Genomic DNA, 22,826 nt, shown 5'->3' with positions numbered 1-22,826 from the left:
CGTGTTACTTGAATACCTTTATAAATTTTTTAGCGCTTTCTTGATTATGGACTCTACAGAAGCATCTGGTTCCTCTTTAACAATCTTTTCTACGACTCGTTCTGAAGCTTTTCTTAAAAAACCTAAAACCTCCAACGCAGATAACGCCTCATCACGATTTGTATTGCTTTGAGACATAGAAACTTCGTCTAAATCAAACAATTTCAACACTTTTTCTTTTAAATCTAGTATTACTCTTTGCGCGGTTTTGCTACCAATTCCTTTTATAGACTGAATGGCAACTACATCAGCAGAGGCTATGGCATTGGTAATTTGTTTTGGATCTAATGATGACAGCATGGTTCGAGCGATATTGGCTCCTATTCCAGAAACCGATAATAGAAGTCTAAAAATTTCTCGCTCTGACTTTTCCATAAATCCAAAAAGTGTATGCGCATCCTCTTTTATTTGAAGATGCGTATATACTTTTATAAAATCTGTGTTGGGAAGCAAAGAATACGTGTGTAAAGAAATATTTACATGATAACCAACACCACCACAATCTATAATAATTTGAGTTGGCGATTTCTCCACTAATTTTCCTTGTAAATGTGCTATCATTAATTTTTATATATATCCTCCAAATATAATAAAATTACGACATGATTATGTCCATTTATTAGATTTAACACACTTGTAATTTACTACGTTTAATACTAAATTAAATTTGCTTTTTTCTTTCCTTTCTCCTGCGCATCAATAACGGCAATAGCAGCCATATTGACCATTTCCTCAACACTTGCACCTAATTGAAAAATGTGAACTGGTTTTCCCATTCCTAACATTATAGGTCCTATGGAGTCTACTTTATTCAATTCTTTCAACAATTTATAGGTGATATTTGCAGATTCCAAATTAGGAAAAATTAAGGTATTCACTTTTTTTCCTGCTAACTTCGAAAAAGGAAATTTTTCTTTTAACATTTCAGGATTCAGAGCAAAATCAGCCTGAATTTCTCCGTCAATAACCATATCGGGATGGTTTTTATGCAAATAAGCTACTGCTTCTCTCACTTTGGCAGCACTTTCATTAGTAGATGATCCAAAATTAGAAAATGATATCATTGCAATTACTGGATCTACACCAAACATTTTAGCCGTTTTTGCAGTCATGATTGCAATTTTAGCCAAATCATCTGCAGATGGATTAATGTTTATGGCGGTATCTGATAAAAACATTGGCCCACGAGCCGTCATCATCATGTTTGTAGTGGCAACAATCGAAGCTCCATGCGCTTTGTCAATGAGCTGCAACATAGGTTTCACAACTGATGGATAACTTCTAGAATGTCCTGTCACTAGCGCATCGGCCTCTCCTTCATTGACCATCATTGCTGCAAAATAGTTTCTTTCGCGCATTAGTTTTTGAGCATCCAAAAAGGAAATTCCACGTCTTTGTCTGGAAGACCAATAGGTATTGGCAAATTTATTTCTGCGGGCTTCCTCTTCTTTAATTTTAGGATCTATAATTGGAACATCGGCATCAAAACCAATTTCCTCTTTTAATTCTAAAATGATTTCTTTATTCCCCAACAAAATAGGAAAACCGATACCCTCTTCCCATACAATTTGGGCAGCTTTTAAAACATCCAAATGATCTGCTTCCGCAAAAACAATTCGTTTGGGATCGATTTTGGCTCTGTTGGTAATCAAACGAACCATTTTGTTATCATTCCCAAGACGATCCATCAATTCCTCTTCGTACTTTTTCCAATCGGTTATAGGATTTAATGCTACACCCGAATCCATCGCAGCTTTTGCAACAGCTGGAGCAACAATGGTAATTAATCTTGGATCAAATGGTTTTGGAATAATATAGTCTCTACCAAAATTTAATTTGGTAGCACCATAAGCAATATTTACTTGTTCCGGAACGGATTCTTTAGTCAATAATGCTAGTGCTTTAACAGCAGCCATTTTCATAGCCTCATTTATTTTCGTAGCACGAACATCTAATGCTCCTCTAAAAATATATGGAAAACCAAGAACGTTATTGACCTGATTAGGAAAATCAGATCTTCCTGTTGCCATAATTACATCTTTACGAGTAGCGATTGCTAGATTATAATCAATTTCTGGATCTGGATTTGCCATTGCAAAAACGATAGGATTGTCTGACATCCCAAGCAGCATTTGCGCCGACATAATATCGCCCGTTGACAAACCTAAAAACACATCTGCGCCCACAAGTGCTTCTTCCAGATTCATGGAAGGAATATCTTTAGCGTATTTTAATTGTAGTTCGGATAGTTTTGGATTGTCTTTAGTCAACAATCCTTTGCTATTGAACATGAAAATATTTTCAACTTTTACACCCAATAAAACGTATAAATCAGCACAAGCCAAAGCAGCAGAACCCGCTCCAGAAACTACTAATTTTACATCTTCTGCCTTTTTATCTGCTAATTCTAAAGCGTTTAATAATGCTGCTGACGAAATGATGGCTGTACCATGCTGGTCATCATGCATTACAGGAATGTTTAACTCTTCAACCAGACGTCTTTCTATTTCAAACGATTCTGGTGCCTTGATATCCTCTAGGTTTATCCCACCAAAAGTTGGCGAAATATTTTTAACTGTCTGTATGAATTCTTCAATATCTTTTGTGCCAATTTCGATATCAAACACATCAATATCAGCAAAAATTTTAAACAACAATCCCTTTCCTTCCATTACGGGTTTTGATGCTTCTGGGCCAATATCGCCCAAGCCTAAAACGGCAGTTCCATTAGTAATTACAGCTACTAAATTGCCTTTTGCAGTATATTTGTAAACATTGTTGATGTCTTTGGCTATTTCTAAACAAGGCTCAGCAACCCCAGGTGAATACGCTAAAGATAAATCTCTTTGTGTTGCATATTTCTTAGTGGGAACTACTTGAATTTTTCCAGGAGTTGGCTTTGCGTGGTATAATAATGCTTCTCTTCTTTTACTGTTTTTGTCCATTTTTTTAGATTTTATTCTAGCTTACAAAGATAGAAGACTTGGTTTAAAAAGTCAGCTTTTATACTATTCTTTTCAAAAAAATAGATTAATGACAGCTCATAGTAACAAAAATAGCCACATATAATTGTGGCTATTTTTACTTTTAATCTAATTGGACCTATTGTGTAATATAAGAGTTTAAGTGTTGGATCGTATCTTTTTGCATTTCGATAATTGCTTTTACCACATCGCTAATAGAAATAATTCCTATCACAATTTCGTTTTCTAAAACAGGCAAGTGTCGCACTCTTTTTGTACTCATTAATTCCATACAGTACTCTAGATTATCCGATGGACTTACCGTCACTACATCAGTTTCCATGATTTCATGAACAAAAGCTTTCTTTGAAGATTTAGCTTTCAAAACAATTTTTCGTGCATAATCCCTTTCAGACAAAACGCCTTTAAGAACAGTATCCTCGATGATTAAAATTGCCCCAATGTTTTTTTCGCTCATCACTGTCAAAGCTTCATACACAGTGTTAGTAGAAAGTATAGAGAAAACTTCCTTTCCTTTGTTGCTTAATATTTGATTTACCGTCATAATTGGTTCATTTAATGAATTATAAAGTTAAAGAAAATATAGATTCAAAAAACAAAATTTAAACTCTAAAAAACATCATTTCAATAAATTAACGTTTTTAATATAACTTTAAATTCATTTTTTGGAAACTTGCACTATATAAATAGGAACAATTGCTCTACCAAAACTTTCTATTACCATGTAATCATAATGAGTTGCTCAATACTACAAAAAATGCAAGTAAACGGATTGGTTTGTCACTCTCTTTTACTTAATAAAATCTACATTCCTTCTAATGCCCTCAAACTTGGCTCTTTTTAAAGGAGAATCTTTAAATACAGTTTTAAAAGTTTCCTCTGTCAATTCTATCCAATCCTTTTTGGACATGGAGAGTAGTTCTGGATTTGGGTTAAATAAGGGTTGGTTATGTGGTTTCGAAAACTTATTCCAAGGGCAAACATCCTGACAAACATCACAACCAAAGGCCCAATCATCAAATTTACCTTTCATTTCCTGAGGGATATTCTCCTTCAATTCAATTGTAAAATACGAAATACATTTACTTCCATCAACCACATAAGGTGCAACGATTGCCTGTGTTGGACAAGCATCGATACAAGCTGTACAAGTGCCACAGTGGTCAGTAGTAGGATTGTCATAATCTAGATCTAAGTCGATAATAAGTTCTGCGATAAAATAAAAAGAACCCACTTTTTGCGTCAATAAGTTACTATTTTTCCCAATCCAGCCTAAGCCACTCTTTGCAGCCCACGCTTTATCGAGTACTGGAGCTGAATCTACAAAAGCACGTCCTGAAACTTCCCCAATGGTGGACTGAATAGAAAACAAAAATTCTTTCAACTTTTCCTTAATTACAAAATGGTAATCTGAACCATAAGCATATTTTGATATTTTAAAAGTATCCGAATTTTGAAATTGTTCTGGATAATAATTCAATAGCAACGAGACGACACTTTTGGCACCATCAACAAGTAACGTTGGATTTAAACGTTTGTCAAAATGATTTTCCATGTAGGTCATTTGACCATTACTATTATTTTTTAACCAATTTTCTAACCGACGTGCTTCTTTATCTAAAAAACCTGCTTGGGATATACCACAAGACATGAAACCAAGCCGTTTCGCTTCGGATTTGATAAATTGCGTGTATGTTGATTTATGGTTTATGATAATCAGAATAGTAGTTAATAAACGAAAGCCCATAGCCCCGATAGCAGTGAAAATCCTTTCCTCTCGTTTCTTTAACGACCGGAAAGATTGCAACGAATAGCGGGAAATAGCTCTCGAAAATATTAGAATAAACCTCCTTGAATGTTTGTATTTAGTTTTCCTAAATGTTTATAGGCTTTATCTGTAACTTCACGACCACGTGGCGTTCGCATAATGAAACCCTCTTGTATTAAAAACGGCTCGTACACTTCCTCAATTGTTTCGCTACTCTCTGATACGGCTGTCGCCAAAGTAGTCAATCCTACTGGACCGCCCTTGAATTTTTCAATAATAGTGGTAAGTATCTTATTGTCCATTTCATCTAATCCATGCGCATCCACATTAAGCGCTTTTAAGGCATAGCGAGCAATTTCAATATCAATTGTACCATTCCCTTTTATCTGAGCAAAATCACGTACACGGCGCAATAAAGCATTAGCTATTCGCGGCGTTCCTCTACTTCTACCTGCAATTTCTATAGCAGCTTCTATAGAAATTGGCATTTTAAAAATAGCGGCGCTTCGCTCTACAATAGTTGTTAATAGCTCAGTGGTATAATACTGTAAACGAGAGGATATTCCGAAACGTGCTCTCATAGGAGCTGTTAATAAACCCGATCGTGTGGTAGCACCAATTAAAGTAAAGGGATTCAAATTGATTTGAACGGTTCTTGCATTTGGCCCAGATTCTATCATGATATCAATTTTGAAATCCTCCATAGCAGAGTATAAATATTCCTCTACAATAGGGCTCAAACGATGAATCTCGTCTATAAATAATACATCACGCTCTTCAAGATTTGTCAACAAACCAGCTAAATCGCCTGGCTTATCTAAAACGGGACCAGATGTAATTTTAATTCCAACTTGCAATTCATTTGCTAGAATATTTGCCAAAGTAGTTTTACCCAAACCAGGCGGACCATGAAAAAGTGTATGGTCAAGTGCTTCATTTCTTTGATTTGCAGCTTGCACAAAAACTTTCAAGTTCTCTAATATTTGGTCTTGGCCAGCAAAATCATCAAAAGAAAGCGGTCTTAATTTCTTTTCAAGATCTAATTCTTCAGAGTCATATGCGTTGGATGTAGGATCTAAATTTTCATTCATAGAACAAAGATAACAAAGCTAGATTAAAATAAAATTTAAAATAATAATTGCTTTAAATTAAACCAAAGAATGTATTTGATAACTGTTTTGATCAATTAAACGTATAAAAAAAAACCTCTATTTTCATAGAGGCTTTTGTGTATATTTTAGTGATGTAGAACTTCTTCACCTTCTTTCATTGGAACATTTTGAGGTACAAAATCCACATCGTGAGATGGATTACTGTAGTCATAAGGCCAACGGTGAACTTCTGGAATCTCTCCTGGCCAGTTACCATGTATGTGCTCAACTGGTGCAGTCCATTCTAGAGTATTTGATTTCCATGGATTCATTACAGACTTCTTACCATAAAAAATACTACTGAAGAAGTTATACAAGAAGACCAATTGGAAAGCTCCACCAATTAATGCAAAAGTTGTAATTAAAACATTTACGTTTTGCAAATCATCAAATAATGGAAAGTTAGTATTGGTGTAATAACGTCTTGGCAAACCAGCTAATCCTATAAAGTGCATTGGAAAGAAAACACCGTAAGCACAAATTGCTGTTACCCAAAAGTGAACATATCCAAGGTTTTTGTTTAACATTCTACCGAACATTCTAGGAAACCAGTGGTAAATACCAGCAAACATTCCGTAAAGCGCCGATATACCCATTACCAAGTGAAAGTGTGCTACAACAAAATACGTATCGTGTACATTAATATCTAACGTACTATCACCGAGAATAATTCCAGTTAAACCACCTGTTATAAAAGTAGAAACCAAACCAATAGAAAACAACATCGCAGGATTCAATTGCAAGTTCCCTTTCCACAATGTAGTGATATAATTAAAAGCTTTTACAGCAGAAGGAATCGCAATTAACAACGTAGTAAAAGTAAATACTGATCCCAAAAATGGATTCATACCCGATATAAACATGTGGTGACCCCAAACTATTGTAGATAAAAAAGCAATAGCTAATATAGACATAATCATCGCTCTGTATCCAAAAATTGGTTTACGAGAATTCGTTGCTATAACCTCAGAAGTTATTCCTAAAGCAGGCAATAAAACAATATAAACCTCAGGATGACCTAAGAACCAAAATAAATGCTCAAACAATACTGGTGATCCTCCTTGGTAATGCAAAACTTCACCTGCAATATAAATATCAGAAAGGAAGAATGAAGTTCCAAAACTTCTGTCAAAAATTAATAATAAGGCCGCTGATAACAAAACTGGGAAAGAAACAATTCCGATAATCGCCGTAACAAAGAACGCCCAAATAGTAAGTGGCAATCTTGTCATTGACATTCCTTTTGTTCTCAAATTAATAACGGTTACAACATAATTTAAAGATCCCATTAAAGAGGATGCAATAAAAATAGCCATAGAAACCAACCATAAAGTCATCCCCATACCAGAACCTGGAATAGCTTGCGGCAAAGCACTCAATGGAGGGTAAATAGTCCACCCTGATGAAGCCGGCCCAGCTTCAACAAAAAGGGAACCAATCATAATTACACTTGAGATGAAAAACAACCAATATGAAATCATGTTCATGAATCCGGAGGCCATATCTCGTGCGCCAATTTGTAATGGTATCAATAAGTTACTAAAAGTACCACTAAGGGCAGCCGTTAATACAAAGAATACCATGATGGTTCCGTGTATGGTGACTAATGCAAGATAAATATCGTTGGCCATAACTCCATTCGGAGCAAATTTATCACCAAGTAAAATATTAAATATCTTGAATGATTGTTCTGGCCATGCCAATTGCATTCTAAATAGCATAGACATACCAACTCCAATAATCCCCATGAAAATACCTGTAATTAAGTATTGCTTGGCAATCATTTTATGATCTATACTAAAAATATATTTAGTAATAAAAGTGTCTTTATGGTGGTGTTCGTGTTCGTGATCCATTGCGTGATCGTGACCTTCTGCTGACATATATGTTTACTTTAAATTTTCTTATTAATTATTTCGTACCCATTGGGGCAACAACTTCAGTTTCTTTAGCTTTAGTGGTATCCACATCCATTGCTCCGTCTACAGGTGCAGCAGGTGCAGCAAGTGCCGCCTTAACTTCGCTAACTATAGTAGCTTTATCTTTTAACCATGCTTTGTAATCTTCAGGAGTATCTACAATAATTTTCATTTGCATATTATAGTGAGAAGCACCACAAATTTTATTACAAAGTAACAAGTAATCAAATGTGTAGGGATCTAAAGCTGTTTCACCTTTAGCAACAAGATCGGCGCTTTTTTTAGTTCTAATAGCATTGATATTAGCAACTTTTTCTACCATAAAAGGTAATTCTCTATATTCATCAGTCGTGTAGATCGGTTCAAAAGCAAATTGTGTTACCATTCCTGGAACGCAATTCATTTGTGCTCTAAAATAAGGCATGTAAGCTGAATGTAGTACATCTTGAGAACGCATCTTGAAAAGGATTTTTTTGCCTTTTGGAATGTGTAATTCAGTAACTACAATATCATCTTGAGCATAAGGATCTGCTAAATCAACACCAACAGCATTAGCACCTTCAATAAATCTAACATTTGCTTTACCTAAAACATTGTCATTACCTGAATATCTTGCTTTCCAGTTAAATTGTTGTGCATATAATTCGATAACAATAGTATCTTCATCTTCATCAACAAACATAATATTAGTCCATGCAAAAAGTCCATAAAGAATCAAACCAGCCAAAACAACAGCAGGAATAACACTCCAGATTGCTTCTAATTTATTATTGTCTGCAAAATAAAGCGCCTTCTGATCTTTCTTACCTCTATATTTAAAAGCAAAATAATGTAATAAAACCTGAGTAATAGCTTGTACAATAAAAATAAGAACCCAAGTAATGTTCATCAAATTATCAACTTCAGCTCCATGAGCAGAGGCTGGAGTATGAAGAACAAGTGGACCCCATTTAAACAATCCGTAAATTGAAAAAATATAAATGAAAGCTAAAAAACCAAACATCAAATAACCTTGTACGTTATTATCATCATCTGTAGCTATTTCTGAACTATCTGAAACGGAACCAACTTGCGTTAGATCGAATATTTTAGTCAATTGCCATAAAGCAACAGCTAATAAAACTAAAACTATAATTACCAACAAACTTGTCATCTGTTTTTTTCTTTAAATATTAATAATGAAAATGTTTACTTTCGTCAATGAAAGGATTTCTTTTTGGTAACAATGGATTTTTTGTAAGTGCTGTAAAAACAACAAAAATAAATAATCCAAGGAAGAAAAGAACAGAAGCAATTTCTGAAATTCCAATAAACCATCTGTCACCTACTGTTCCTGGCATAATCATATTAAAGAAATCAACGTAATGACCCGCTAAAATAACAACACCAGCCATAACCAAAATCCAAGTAATTCTCTTGAAATCTGTATTAATTAATATTAATAAAGGGAACAAAAAGTTCATTACAACAGCACCAAAAAATGGTAAATTGTATAATTCAATTCTAGTTATAAAATAAGTTACTTCCTCTGGTATGTTCGCATACCATATTAACATGTACTGTGAAAACCACAAATAAGTCCAGAAAACACTAAATCCAAACATAAATTTAGCTAAATCATGTATATGACTTGTATTGACATACTCCAAAAAACCTCTTGATTTTAAATATAGAGTAACCAATGCGATAGTTGTTATAGCGCTTACAAAGAAACTTGCAAAAACATACCAACCAAACAAAGTACTGAACCAATGTGGATCAATAGACATAATCCAATCCCACGACATAATTGATTCGGAAACTATAAAGAAAACTAAAAAAATTGCAGAAATATTAAAGTTCTTTTTATAATTCAAATTATCATTTGCTTCATCTTGTGCCAAACAATTCTTTTTAGAATAGTATTGATAGAGACTCCATCCTGTTAAAAAAATTGCCGCTCTAATTATCCAAAAAGGAAAATTCAAATAACCTGATTTATTAGCTATTAATTTATCTGTTGCTACTACCTCAGGATCTAACCATATAAAAAGGTGATTGAAATGCAGACCACACAAGATTAAAATAACAAAGAAAATAATAGAACCAACAGGTAAATAGGATGTTATACCCTGCATTACTCTAAATAAAACTGGTGACCATCCTGCTTGGGCTACTTGTTGAATTGCGTAAAAAACTAATACACCTAATGAAATAAGCATAAAAAATATACAGGCAACATACAAAGCCGACCAAGGTTTGTTTTGCAGTTGGTGCAAAACATGATTTAAATGCTCTTTATGTTCAGCTGCCCCAGTAACATCATGTCCTTGCTTTTCAGCTGAAGATTCATTATGCATTGCTTCAACTGCACCAATATCAGTACTGTTAACAGTATCAACATTCACAGAACCTGCTTCATGAGCACCTTCTTCCTTAACTTCGCTACCTTCGACATGTTTAGAAGCAGGAGCATGAGCAACAGTTGCCACTGTCTCATGTTTAGCTTCCCCATGCCCACCATGGCTTTCAGCAGCAAGTAGTTTTTCAACTTCTTGAATATCTTTTGGTGCAGTTAAAAAACCATATCCAATTCCTAAAAGACCTAAAGCCATTAAGATGAATGAAAAAGTTTTTAATTTACTTGAAAATGTATACATATCTATTACGATCAGTTTGTTCTACAATTATAATTTTGCTCTCAGTTTCATAACATAAGAAGCTACTAACCAACGCTCATGCTGATCAATTTGGTTAGAGTAAGCACCCATGGAGTTTAAACCATAAGTCATTACGTGATAAATGCTTCCTTCGTTTATGTCTCTGTCTTTGTAATTAGGAATACCTAATAATTTACCTTGGGTAACCAATTTACCTTTACCATTACCTTCATTACCATGACAAATGGCACAATAAATCTCATACAATTCTTTAGCTTTCGCCTCTTCTTTCACGGAAATTGTATCTAATGGTGACTTAGAATTTAATTTAGCTAAATCGTAACCTTCAGTAGAATTATCATAACCGTAAGGAACAAAACCTCTTTTTAAAGTCCCATCTGCAGGTAGTTGCCCTTCTTTACCATTTTTAAATGCGCTCGATTCGGAATATGTGTCATATCCAATGTGCTCATACATATTTGGGAAATACTGATAGTTTGGTGCTGCATTATTATGGCAAGATGAAACTAAAATAGTTATGCCAAATAAAAGTGTTATTTTATATACGCTTTTCATATCTATAATTAATGCTTTTCTATTACTTTAACTTCTACAGCTCCCGTGCTTTGGAAAAAAGAAACCAATTCTTCTTCGTTGTCATTTACAGCAACTTCCATTAAAAAATGGTCATCTGTAGTTCTTACATCTGGATTTTCTGCTACTTTAAAAGGCCACAATTTACTTCTCATGTAAAAAGTAATAACCATTAAGTGAGCTGCAAAAAATACTGTAAGTTCAAACATAATTGGGACGAAAGCTGGCATATTTTCAATATAACTGAAACTTGGTTTTCCTCCAATATCTTGTGGCCAATCTTGAATCATAATATAATTCATCATTGCTGTAGCAACAGAGATTCCAACACAACCATAAAGAAAGGCACAAATGGCTAATCTTGTTGGTGCAATTCCCATAGCTTTATCCAAACCGTGAACCGGAAATGGAGTAAAGACTTCTTCGATATGATGATGAGCTGCTCTGGTTTTTTTAACCGCATCCATCAATATATCATCGTCATTATAAATGGCGTATATTACTTTATTACTCATGGTGTGAATCTTTATTTGCTTCTCTTTCTCTTTTATAATTATCTCCTGTTCCTTTCAAAATTGTTTTAACCTCTGCTTGTGCAATTACAGGGAATGTTCTAGAATACAACAAAAACAACACGAAAAAGAAACCAATTGTTCCAATAAAAATACCTATATCAACAAATGTTGGTGAAAACATCGTCCAAGAAGATGGAAGATAATCCCTGTGTAACGACGTTACGATAATAACAAACCGCTCAAACCACATTCCAATATTAACTACTATTGAAATGATGAATGAAAACATAATGCTTGTTCTCAATTTTTTAAACCACATGAACTGTGGTGAAAACACATTACAAGTCATCATTGACCAATATGCCCACCAATACGGTCCTGTTGCTCTGTTAAGGAACGCATATTGTTCGTATTCAACACCTGAATACCATGCCACAAATAATTCTGTAATGTAAGCAACCCCTACAATAGAACCTGTGATCATGATTACAATATTCATCAACTCTATGTGTTGAACAGTAATGTACGCTTCTAGGTTAGATACTTTTCTCATGATGATCAGCAAAGTATTAACCATTGCAAATCCAGAGAAAACTGCTCCAGCTACGAAGTAGGGAGGAAATATAGTTGTATGCCAACCAGGAATTACAGACGTAGCAAAATCCATCGATACAATAGTATGTACAGAAAGTACTAAAGGAGTTGCTAATCCAGCAAGAACTAAGGAAACTTCCTCAAAACGTTGCCAATCTTTAGCTCTACCACTCCATCCAAAACTCAAGATGGAATAAACTCTTTTGTTAAAAGGAGTAATTGCTCGGTCGCGCAACATCGCAAAATCAGGTAATAAACCAGTCCACCAGAAAACTAATGACACGGAAAGATACGTAGAGATTGCAAATACATCCCAAAGTAATGGCGAATTAAAGTTTACCCAAAGTGAGCCAAATTGGTTCGGAATTGGTAATACCCAATATGCTAACCACGGACGACCCATGTGAATGATTGGAAATAAACCTGCTTGAATAACAGAGAAAATCGTCATTGCTTCTGCAGAACGGTTTATGGCCATTCTCCAACGCTGACGGAAAAGTAAAAGTACTGCGGAAATTAGCGTTCCTGCATGACCAATACCAACCCACCAAACAAAGTTCGTGATATCCCAAGCCCATCCAACAGTTTTATTTAAACCCCAAGTTCCAATACCTGTTGATACAGTGTAAATGATACAGCTAAGTCCCCAAAGGAAGGCTATTAATGCGATTGAAAATACAATCCACCAATGTTTGTTTGCTTTACCTTCAACAGGCGCAGCTACATCTACAGTTACATCGTGATATGATTTATCACCTATAACTAAGGGTTTTCTAATGGTTGCTTCGTAGTGAGACGACATAATCCTTTATATTGATTCTTAATTAATTATTTTTGTACTAGGTATTTCTAACTTTAACGTGATAAATCACATTTGGTTTTGTTCCAACATGCTCTAATAAATGATACATTCTTTCGTCAGCAGCTAATTTAGTAATTTCTGCTTCCTTATCATTTACATCTCCAAATTTCATTGCTCCAGTGGAACAAGCATTTGAACAAGCCGTTTGGAATTCACCATCAACGATTGGCCTTCCTTCGTTTTTAGCTTTCAAAATAGTCGCTTGTGTCATTTGAATACACATTGAACATTTCTCCATAACTCCACGAGAACGTACATTCACATCTGGATTCAATACCATACGACCTAGATCATCATTCATGTGATAATCAAATTCGCTGTTTTTGTTATACAAGAACCAGTTAAAACGACGTACCTTATACGGACAGTTGTTTGCACAATAACGTGTACCAACACATCTGTTATACGCCATATGGTTTTGACCTTGACGAGAGTGTGATGTTGCAGCAACAGGACAAACTGTTTCACAAGGTGCATGATTACAGTGCTGACACATTACAGGTTGGAAAGAAACTTGTGGATTATCTCCTGCTTTTTCCATTTCATTAAATGTAGACAATGAACTAGATAAACCAGCAATATTTTCTTTTCTTTCGTTATCTCCTTCAAAAGTACTTTCAGAAGAATAATACCTGTCAATACGCAACCAGTGCATATCACGACTTCTTCTAATTTCCTCTTTACCAACAACAGGAACGTTGTTTTCAGCATGACAAGCGATTACACAAGCACCACAACCGGTACAAGCATTCAAATCTATCGAAAGATTAAAATGGTGACCTGTTGAACGATCAAATGAATCCCATAAATCTACTTTTGTTGCTTCAACTTCTTTATGATCCAATGAAACCATTGGTTGTTCATTCCAAACATGAGCATCTTTGGTATTAAAAATTTCTAAAGAGGTTTCTTTGATAATATCACCTCTTCCCATTAACGTTTTCTGTCCTTGAACACATGCAAACTCATGTTCCCCATCGGCTTTCGCCAAAGTAACTGATTGCACATTATCAAATCCTTTGTATAAAGAATAGGCGTTTAAACCTACCATCATTTCTTCTTTTAAGGCTGCTTTACGACCATATCCTAAAGCCAAACCAATAGTTCCAACTGCTTGACCTGGTTGAACAATAACTGGCACATTTTCTAATTTGAATCCATCTGCAGTTGTAATAGTAGCATAACTTCCGTTTAATCCACCATTAGCAACAATTTCATTAGAAAGTTCGTATTTTTTTGCATCTGCATTAGACACTGTAACATAATTATCCCAAGAAACTCTTGTAATAGGATCCGGAAACTCTTGTAACCAAGGGTTATTCGCTTGTTGCCCGTCACCCATACCTGTCTTGGTATACAAAACAAGCTCCAGTCCTGATGCTGCTTTTGCTTTTGCCAAAGCATTTGCAGCAGCGCTGTAATCAGCAGAACTCGATGAAGCAGCAGAAGCTACGCCAACATAAATACCGTCATGCAATACTTGATTCCAAGTTGAACCAGTAATCATGGTACCAGCGTTAGCTTTAATATAATCATAAAACGTACCTGTTAATCCAGTCAAAGATAACAAGACATCTTGAAATTGTTTAGTATTAAAAAGAGGACGAATCGTTGGTTGTGTAATTCCGTAATTTCCTTTTGTAATACTCACATCATTCCACGATTCTAAATAATGAGGAACAGCAGCAGCTATAGTACTAACTAAAGCAGTTTCATCTTCTTTTAGTGAAAACAACACTGAAGTTTTAACTTTTTTAAGACCTTCAACAAATGTTGAACTGTCTGCCAAAGTGTATACAGGATTCACACCACTCATAATTAAAGTATGCACACTTCCCGCCTTCATATCCTTGATAAGCTGAGTAACTTTTGCATCTGAACCTTTTCTGATTTGTCTAACACCAGAAGTACTGAACGCTTCACTTGCCAACACTTGGTTAATAGCCAAAACAAGCAACTGAGCATTTTTATCTTGAATACCTGAAACCAAAATACCTTTGGATCCAGCAGCTTTTAATTGCATTGCAGCTTTCGTAACTTCTGCTTTGAACTGATTGTCTAAAGTAACTGCAATTGCAGAACCTGTTACAATATTATATATGTGAACTAATGCTTGTTTTTGATTTGCAGTAGACATTGGTAAACGCTTATCAGCAGCTGCACCAGACAAAGTCATGTTTGCTTCTAATTGAAAATGACGAGACATCTTCCCTGCTTTAGGAATTCTTCCTTTAGCATAACTAGCATCAAAACCTCCACCTTGCCAATCGCCAAGGAAATCTGCACCAACTGAAACTATAAGTGATGCTTTTGAAAAATCGTAATCAACTAAAGCTCTTTCACCATAAACCATTTCAAAAGCGTCTAACGCTTCTGATTCAGATACAGCATCATAAACAACATGTTTAGCATTTGGATTTTTACCAATAAACTCAGCAATCAACTTTTCAGTTGACGGACTCGCTAACGTATTTGTCAAAAGAACAACCTGACCACCTTTTGCAACAGCATCAGAAAGACTAGTTTTAATTTTGGCATCTACAGCAGACCAAGTTGAATTTTTTCCTTCAATCTTTGGTTCTTTCAAACGCATGTTGTCATACAATGAAAGTATCGAAGCATGAATTCTTGCATTTGCACTAAACTTAGCTCCAGCAATTGTATTATTATCAATTTTAATAGGACGCCCTTCACGCGTTTTAACCAAAAGGTTAGCAAAATCAAAACCATCAAAAACCGAAGTCGCATAATAATCAGCTACTCCAGGAATGATTTGTTCTGGCTGAAGAACATAAGGAATTGACTTGTTCACAGGACCTTCGCATGCTGCAAGGGTAGCTGCAGCAGTACTAAAACCAACGTACTTTAAAAAGTCACGACGTGATGTTGATGAGGACGATAAAGCATCACCATTTCCTAAAAATTCATCAGTAGGAATTTCTTCAACAAATTCGTTATTTCTAAGCGCCTCAACAATAGAACTATTTTTGTCTAGTTCTTCAACACTTTTCCAGTATTTTTTGTTTGATGACATATATAAATATTAAAATCTTAATAATTTGATTAATAGTGGCATTTACCACATTCTAAACCTCCCATTTGCGCTGCAGTCAACTTGTCTACACCGTACTTTTTAGAAAGTTCATCATGAATTTTTGTATAGTATTCATTCCCTTCCATTTTAACTTCAGTTTTTCTGTGACAGTCTATACACCAACCCATTGTTAAAGGGGCGAATTGTTTTTGAATTTCATATTCTTGAACTGGCCCGTGACATGTTTGACATTCGACACCAGCTACATTTACGTGCTGTGAGTGATTGAAATACACAAATGAAGGCAAGTTATGAATACGAACCCATTTCACAGGCTCTGTTTTACCAGTATACTTTTGATTGGTAGCATCCCATCCAACAGCTTTATATAACTTTTGGATTTCTGCATCATAAAAAGCTTTAGAATATTCTGGAGTCGCTGTAGTGTCAGAAACCTCAGCAATACTTTTGTGACAATTCATACAAACGTTCAATGAAGGAATACCAGAATGCTTGCTTACTCTTGAAGAAGAGTGACAATATTTACAGCTAATCCCATTGCTTCCTGCGTGAATTCTATGTGAATAGTGAATTGGCTGAATTGGAGCATAATCTTGGTCAACACCTACTTGCATTAAAAATCCGTAAACAAAGTACGCACTTGCCAAAAGCAAAAATATTGCGCTAACTAAAATTAAGAATTGATTTTTAGCAAAGGCTTTCCAAAATGATTGTGTTGGTGCTTTCGGAGCAACTTCAATTCCATTTGCTTTTGCTACTTTCGACAAAACGTTATTCACTAAAAACAACATTACCACTAACACTAACATTACTAGAGCTAAAGCACCTAAAATAATGTTATTTGAAGTACCATTATCAGCAGCAGGACCAGGAAGTGCAGCGCCACCCACAACAGAAGGAGCAGCTTCAACTTTAGGCTCTGAAGTATACGCAATGATGTTATCAATATCTGCATTTGACAATTGAGGAAAAGCAGACATTACTGCCTTGTTGTTTTCTTCATAAACTTTTACCGCCTGAGGATCCCCAGACTTAATTAGTTCAGAGCTGTTCTTAACCCACTTGTAAAGCCATGCCATTTCATACTTAGCAGCAATTCCTCTTAACGCAGGACCTGTAGCTTTCGCATCTAATTTGTGACATGCAGCACAATTTGCATTAAACAATTCTTTACCCTTTACAGCATCTCCACCTGTTGCAGCAGCAGGAGCCGCCGTTGCTACAGTAGCCGCCGCGTCAGTTGCCGCCGGAGCAGCCTCTTGACCTAATGAAGTTAAAGAGAAAATTAAAGAAAAGGCTGCGCCTAAAAATAATTTCCTTGTGATCGAATTATGGTTACCCACCTTTTTCATATAGTATAATGATTATCTACTAAAAATTGGCACAGTTTTTTCTATTTGCTTTGTAAAAACTGGTCCTTTATTTAAAAACTTCGACAAAAATACGACTTAAGAACTATTCTCAAAACCCTAAAATAGTCTTAATTTCAATTTATATCTATTCTAAATAACATTTATTACTTGCTTTCAACACTTAAATAGTACTTTTGCACAAAAACCATCACATTATGAGAATTTTAGCCCTTAGAAAAGCATTTTTCATCACTCTTACAATTTGTATTTCCTATTTAAACACCAATGCCCAAGTGGGAAATACTACTCTAAAGCAAGACTCGAAATTTGAACAGTTATTAAATGAAAAGAGAAAAATAAATGTATCAAACGCCGTAAATGACTATTACAAAATTCAAATATTCAGTGGTGATAGCGAAAAAGCAAAAAACACCTTGGCTGAATTCAGACAGGCGTTTTCGGGGATGGATGGAACCATCATTTTCAACACGCCAAACTACAAAGTATGGGTGGGAAATTACAAATCACGCATTGAAGCGGAACGCAACCTTATCGATATTAAAAAAATGTATCCAAACGTACATTTGATCCGCCCAACAAGGTAATAGTACATTTTAATATGTTGTAAAAAACCGAGCAAATTGCTCGGTTTTTTTAATTTACAGTATTTCTTTAATTCCGTTTTACGGTTCGCATTTGGTAGTTATTAAAAAAAACCATTAATACACATTCATTTGACCCAACCGACAAGGCAATCTAATACTTTTTAAAATACTAAAACGAGCAGTTTGCTAGGGTTTTTTTGACTTATTTTAGTTGCTCTCGATTGCTGGCACAGTTTGGAAAACTACGCCAGCAAACCGCTTACATATCAAAATGTTGTGGTACAAGCCACGTCTATGGAAAGCATCACAGAAAAAGTCAGGAGACCTTTAACATATTTAGCATTTTCAAGAACTTTTAAAAAAACGCAAAGTCAGAGACATTTGCGCAGCCCGCATGACAACTTATTCACTCTTAGAAGAGCGGGGGATAATTTTTATTGTATTATACCTTTACTACGAAAAACATATAATAGAAAAATCAATAGACAAGAGGTCAAAATAGATAATATTAGTGCAATAATGTATTTTAAAATTTTGTTCTCTTGAAATAAGTCATAATTATTAAATAAGTTTTTAATGATAAAAAAAAATGGCAATGCTAATACTAGGTAAAAAGCAAATACTACAAAAAAAGAACTCAAGTTTAATTCTAGAAATATCATCACATCTTATTTATTATAATTGTATTGTTTTCGATTTTCAATATTTCTTTGCCCAAACTACCTGTTTTGGTTGCATTATTAGATTTAGATATATAATCTGTACCAATTAAATCCAACAACCTTTTAACAATTTAAATTGCTTATTATTAAGCATATTAAATTCTTTTTTTCCTGATTGTAATTCAATATATGAATTTAAAAGAAAAATATTATTTTTATTAATTTTTCCATTCTGTTGAAAGTAATTAAAAATTGTTAAATCAGGAGATTTTTGATCACCTGCATAAACTTTTGAATAACTTATGATAATGACTTAACATACAACATATATTAAACGCTTCTATACGCTATATTGCCAGCATGCTTTCCATCTTCTGATCCACCCATAGCACATACTCATATGTAATATCTCCTAAAACTGCTCGAGCGAATAAAGCATAATATGGTTCATTGTTCCCCTTAGCCCCATACACCACAAGTATGCCGTCTTTCATATAACTGTGCACCCAAGAATCCCCTATTGTGTGCAACTTCAAAATATAAAATGATAAAATTTCATTTATTGCGATATTTAAAACATCTTTTTGAATCCCTCCTGTTCAACCATGATACTGTTTTTGCAAAGCAGGGTCAGCCCATGTCCCTAGACCTCCGTCACTCTCCCAAGATAAATAACTTTTATGTGGGGTAATTTTCATAGAATTATTATTCATTATTTCATGATCATACTTTTCCGCAGCTTGAGCCAAAATTCTAGCCGTAGATTTATTAGGTCCCATCGCAATTCCCATTACATAAACTGTCCATAATGACCATCCTCTTCCCAATTTCCATCAGAATCTTTATATCTCATGAGACTATCAAAAGCAAATCTATAAGGCGACCATTCAGGTGTCATTGATTTCATCTTATCAGCACTAAACCATCTATCAATTCTCGGATCTAAAATCCTTGCTCTAAAATCATAACTATTTCCTTCGCCTTTCAGCTCATCATCTTTTTCCATGCCGTTAAACCCATACCTATATCAGAATAACTAAAATACAAAAAATCCCGACGAATCGGGATTTTAATTATTAACATATTGAATTCTATTTCAATTTCTTTTTAACAGCAACTTCATGGTACGATTCAATAACATCTCTTTCTTCGATGTCGTTGTATCCTTTTACTTGAATACCACAATCATATCCTTTCGCTACATCTTTAACATCGTCTTTAAAACGTTTCAATGCCAGTAAATCTCCTGTAAATACTACGACACCTTCTCTGATGATTCTCATCTTAGCGCTACGTACAATTTTACCATCCATTACCATACAACCTGCAATAGAACCTACTTTAGAGATTTTGAATATCTCTCTGATCTCAGCAGTTCCTAGAATTTCTTCTTTCATCTCAGGAGCCAACATTCCTTCCATTGCATCTTTCAAGTCATCGATTGCTGCGTAGATAATAGAGTAGTAACGGATATCAATTTCTTCTTTATCTGCTAATTGTCGTGCATTTCCAGCAGGACGAACATTAAATCCGATGATAATTGCATCTGAAGCAGAAGCCAACATAACATCGGTTTCTGTAATCGCTCCAACACCTTTATGGATAATATTGATTTGAATTTCTTCAGTAGATAATTTAGAGAACGAATCAGACAGTGCTTCAACAGAACCATCAACGTCACCCTTAAGGATTATGTTCAATTCTTTAAATTGACCCAATGCAATTCTACGTCCAATTTCATCCAATGTAATGTGACGTTGTGTACGTACAGATTGTTCACGCATTAATTGAGAACGTTTCGAAGCAATTTGTTTCGCTTCTTTTTCATCTTCAAAAATATTGAACTTATCACCCGCAGTTGCTGCTCCATCAAGACCAAGTACTGAAACCGGAGTCGAAGGACCCGCAACAGTAACTATATTCCCTCTTTCATCATGCATGGCTTTAATTTTACCGTGATGCTTCCCTGCTAACATATAATCTCCAACTCGTAACGTTCCGTGCTGTACTAATATGGTAGAAACATATCCTTTTCCTTTGTCCAAGAATGCTTCAACAACGGTTCCTTGTGCCGCTTTGTTTGGATTTGATTTTAGATCTAAAAGTTCTGCTTCAAGCAATACTTTTTCTAATAATTCTTTCACGCCTGTTCCTACTTTCGCAGAAATATCATGTGATTGAATTTTTCCACCCCAATCCTCAACAAGTAAATTCATACCTGCTAATCTTTCTTTTACTTTTTCTGGATTCGCATTTGGCTTATCAATTTTATTGATTGCAAATATAATTGGAACACCAGCTGCTTGAGCATGGCTAATAGCTTCTTTGGTTTGCGGCATGATATCATCATCAGCTGCAATTACAATAATAGCAATATCCGTAACTTGAGCACCACGTGCACGCATCGCAGTAAACGCTTCGTGACCAGGTGTATCTAAAAATGCAATTTTTTGACCGTTATCTAAGGTTACTCCATAGGCACCAATATGTTGCGTAATACCTCCAGATTCACCAGCAATTACATTTTCTTTACGAATGTAATCCAGTAACGATGTTTTACCGTGATCGACGTGACCCATTACCGTTACGATTGGCGCTCTGAAAACTAAGTCTTCTTCTTTATCTTCAACAACCTGAATTGCTTCTTCGATATCAACAGTGATAAACTCAACTTCGTAACCAAATTCATCGGCAACAATAGTCAATGTTTCTGCGTCAAGACGTTGGTTCATGGTAACCATGATTCCAAGTGACATACACGTACCAATAACTTTAGTAATTGGCACATCCATCATAATGGCAATTTCACCTACAGTAACAAACTCCGTAACCTTTATAGTTTTACTTCCTTCGTCAATAGCTCTTTGCTCATCATCAGATTTCTGACGGTGCGTATCTCTTTTATCTCTTCTATATTTAGCCGCTTTAGATTTACCACCTTTACCTTGTAGTTTCTCTAAAGTCTCTCTAATTTGGTTTTTAACTTCCTCTTCTGTTGGCTCAACTTTAGCAACAATAGCGGGTCTGTTTCCTTTAACGAAACCTGGCCTAGCACTTCTGTTAGCATTAAAACCTCCACCTCCAGTATTTGGCGTAATCTTATTAGGATTTGGCGCACCTGGAACACCAGGAGTTGCCGGCGGTCTTGGTGCACCCGGCTTAGGAACAATCCTTTTACGCTTATTTTTATTGGCATTAGCTGCCGCTGATCCTGGAGCACCCGGTTTATTCGGAGTGATTTTCGGTTCTTCTTTTTTCTTTTTAGGTTTATTAAATTGAGATAAATCAATTATCTGACCCGTTAAAGTAGTACCCGATAGTTTTTGATATTGCGTTGTGATGGTTTCATCAACAGGAGCTTCATCAACTTTAACTGCCTCGGTTTTTTCAATTACTTTCGGTTCAGCAACTGCTTCTTTTGGAGCCTCTAATTTTACCTCTTTTATACCAGTAATTGGTTTTACCTCTTTTTTATCTGAAATTGGTTTCTCAGGTGACGGTTTCTCAGCTATCGGTTTCTCAGGTAAAACTTCCTTTGCAGGCGCTTTTACCTCAGGTACATTTACAATTGGAGCGACTACTTTTTCAGGAGTAACGACTGCTGGTTTTTTCGGATTGAGATCAATCTTACCAACTTGTACTGGGCCTGCTATAACTGCTCTAGCTTTTATAACCTCTTGTTGTTTTACGCGCTCTTCTTCGATCTTACGTTTGTCATCGATTTCCTTCTCTCGTTCTAAACGCAAAGCTTCTTTTTCTTTTCTCTTCTCTTCTCCTACTTCTTTAGAAGCTTCTTTATTCCCTTTGTCACCAGCAAACTGACCGCACAAGACATTGTATACATCATCAGAAATTTTTGCGTTCGGATTTGCTTCCATAGCAATCCCCTTATCTTTCAGATAATCCACAGCTCTTTCTAAAGAAATATTCAATTCCCTCAAAACTTTGTTTATTCTAATAATTCTCTCTTCAGACATAAAACCTTTTTATTATTACCTTTTTTGTTATTCCTCACTTTACTCCCAACTTGATACCTACCGAGCAAGAATTCATTGTAAAGTGGCATGTTTATCGTTGAAGATGTATT

The 22,826-nt window shown here is 35.2% G+C and carries 17 protein-coding genes; 1 reads left to right on the top strand and 16 read right to left on the bottom strand.

Translation table 11 applies throughout. The features are described 5' to 3' along the window. Positions 1 to 18 precede the first annotated feature (18 nt). The 13 genes from ruvA to ACNQGO_RS00915 all read right to left on the bottom strand — a co-directional run bounded on the left by ruvA (position 19) and on the right by ACNQGO_RS00915 (position 17,472). Positions 19 to 600 carry a Holliday junction branch migration protein RuvA gene (gene ruvA / locus ACNQGO_RS00975; protein ID WP_417969438.1) on the bottom strand — a complete coding sequence of 194 codons (582 nt, stop codon included), beginning with the start codon at positions 598 to 600 and terminating at the stop codon, positions 19 to 21. 95 nt (positions 601 to 695) lie between these two features. Then, the gene (locus ACNQGO_RS00970) at positions 696 to 2,984 is read right to left on the bottom strand and encodes an NADP-dependent malic enzyme (RefSeq protein WP_417977543.1); all 2,289 of its coding nucleotides are present in this window, start codon (positions 2,982 to 2,984) and stop codon (positions 696 to 698) included. Positions 2,985 to 3,141: 157 nt separating this feature from the next. Then, positions 3,142 to 3,567, bottom strand: coding sequence for a CBS domain-containing protein (locus ACNQGO_RS00965; RefSeq protein ID WP_309755326.1), 426 nt, complete (start codon positions 3,565 to 3,567; stop codon positions 3,142 to 3,144). A gap of 246 nt (positions 3,568 to 3,813) precedes the next feature. After that, positions 3,814 to 4,770, bottom strand: a complete 957-nt coding sequence (gene queG / locus ACNQGO_RS00960) for a tRNA epoxyqueuosine(34) reductase QueG (protein ID WP_417983888.1) — start codon at positions 4,768 to 4,770, stop codon at positions 3,814 to 3,816. An 89-nt stretch (positions 4,771 to 4,859) separates the two neighbouring features. Beyond that, complete coding sequence (gene ruvB / locus ACNQGO_RS00955; protein ID WP_309755327.1) at positions 4,860 to 5,882, bottom strand: Holliday junction branch migration DNA helicase RuvB; 1,023 nt, start codon at positions 5,880 to 5,882, stop codon at positions 4,860 to 4,862. Between the two features lie 146 nt (positions 5,883 to 6,028). Further along, positions 6,029 to 7,825, bottom strand: a complete 1,797-nt coding sequence (locus ACNQGO_RS00950) for a cytochrome c oxidase subunit I (protein ID WP_417944741.1) — start codon at positions 7,823 to 7,825, stop codon at positions 6,029 to 6,031. 28 nt (positions 7,826 to 7,853) lie between these two features. Beyond that, complete coding sequence (locus ACNQGO_RS00945; protein ID WP_417983887.1) at positions 7,854 to 9,014, bottom strand: cytochrome c oxidase subunit II; 1,161 nt, start codon at positions 9,012 to 9,014, stop codon at positions 7,854 to 7,856. Between the two features lie 19 nt (positions 9,015 to 9,033). Then, a complete protein-coding gene (locus tag ACNQGO_RS00940; protein WP_417983886.1) occupies positions 9,034 to 10,500 on the bottom strand; it encodes a quinol:cytochrome C oxidoreductase in 1,467 nt (488 codons plus the stop codon). Between the two features lie 27 nt (positions 10,501 to 10,527). Then, positions 10,528 to 11,076, bottom strand: coding sequence for a c-type cytochrome (locus tag ACNQGO_RS00935; RefSeq protein WP_417944747.1), 549 nt, complete (start codon positions 11,074 to 11,076; stop codon positions 10,528 to 10,530). An 8-nt stretch (positions 11,077 to 11,084) separates the two neighbouring features. Continuing rightward, positions 11,085 to 11,609, bottom strand: coding sequence for a DUF3341 domain-containing protein (locus ACNQGO_RS00930; protein WP_417983885.1), 525 nt, complete (start codon positions 11,607 to 11,609; stop codon positions 11,085 to 11,087). Then, positions 11,602 to 13,005, bottom strand: a complete 1,404-nt coding sequence (nrfD, locus tag ACNQGO_RS00925) for an NrfD/PsrC family molybdoenzyme membrane anchor subunit (RefSeq protein ID WP_417944749.1) — start codon at positions 13,003 to 13,005, stop codon at positions 11,602 to 11,604. Before nrfD ends, ACNQGO_RS00930 begins: the two co-directional genes overlap by 8 nt. Before the next feature lie 37 nt (positions 13,006 to 13,042). Further along, positions 13,043 to 16,099, bottom strand: a complete 3,057-nt coding sequence (locus ACNQGO_RS00920) for a TAT-variant-translocated molybdopterin oxidoreductase (RefSeq protein WP_417983884.1) — start codon at positions 16,097 to 16,099, stop codon at positions 13,043 to 13,045. A 29-nt stretch (positions 16,100 to 16,128) separates the two neighbouring features. Further along, on the bottom strand, positions 16,129 to 17,472 hold the full coding sequence (locus ACNQGO_RS00915) for a c-type cytochrome (protein ID WP_417983883.1): 1,344 nt from the start codon (positions 17,470 to 17,472) through the stop codon (positions 16,129 to 16,131). A gap of 215 nt (positions 17,473 to 17,687) precedes the next feature. On the opposite strand from ACNQGO_RS00915, the gene ACNQGO_RS00910 reads away from it, so the two are divergent. Next, positions 17,688 to 18,077, top strand: coding sequence for an SPOR domain-containing protein (locus ACNQGO_RS00910; protein WP_417944754.1), 390 nt, complete (start codon positions 17,688 to 17,690; stop codon positions 18,075 to 18,077). Positions 18,078 to 19,338: 1,261 nt separating this feature from the next. On the opposite strand, the gene ACNQGO_RS00905 is transcribed toward ACNQGO_RS00910, so the two are convergent. From ACNQGO_RS00905 to infB, 3 genes are all read right to left on the bottom strand, one after another. Beyond that, positions 19,339 to 19,530, bottom strand: a complete 192-nt coding sequence (locus tag ACNQGO_RS00905) for a hypothetical protein (RefSeq protein WP_417983882.1) — start codon at positions 19,528 to 19,530, stop codon at positions 19,339 to 19,341. Then, a complete protein-coding gene (locus ACNQGO_RS00900; RefSeq protein WP_417983881.1) occupies positions 19,530 to 19,745 on the bottom strand; it encodes a hypothetical protein in 216 nt (71 codons plus the stop codon). The genes ACNQGO_RS00905 and ACNQGO_RS00900 overlap by 1 nt, the downstream gene beginning before the upstream one ends. 85 nt (positions 19,746 to 19,830) lie before the next feature. Then, positions 19,831 to 22,716, bottom strand: coding sequence for a translation initiation factor IF-2 (infB, locus tag ACNQGO_RS00895; RefSeq protein ID WP_417983880.1), 2,886 nt, complete (start codon positions 22,714 to 22,716; stop codon positions 19,831 to 19,833). Between the last annotated feature and the right edge of the window lie 110 nt (positions 22,717 to 22,826).

Origin of the sequence: Flavobacterium frigidum (genome assembly GCF_048286735.1) — a bacterium.
Classification (GTDB): Bacteria; Bacteroidota; Bacteroidia; order Flavobacteriales; family Flavobacteriaceae; genus Flavobacterium.
This window is presented reverse-complemented; position numbering and strand designations above follow the sequence as displayed.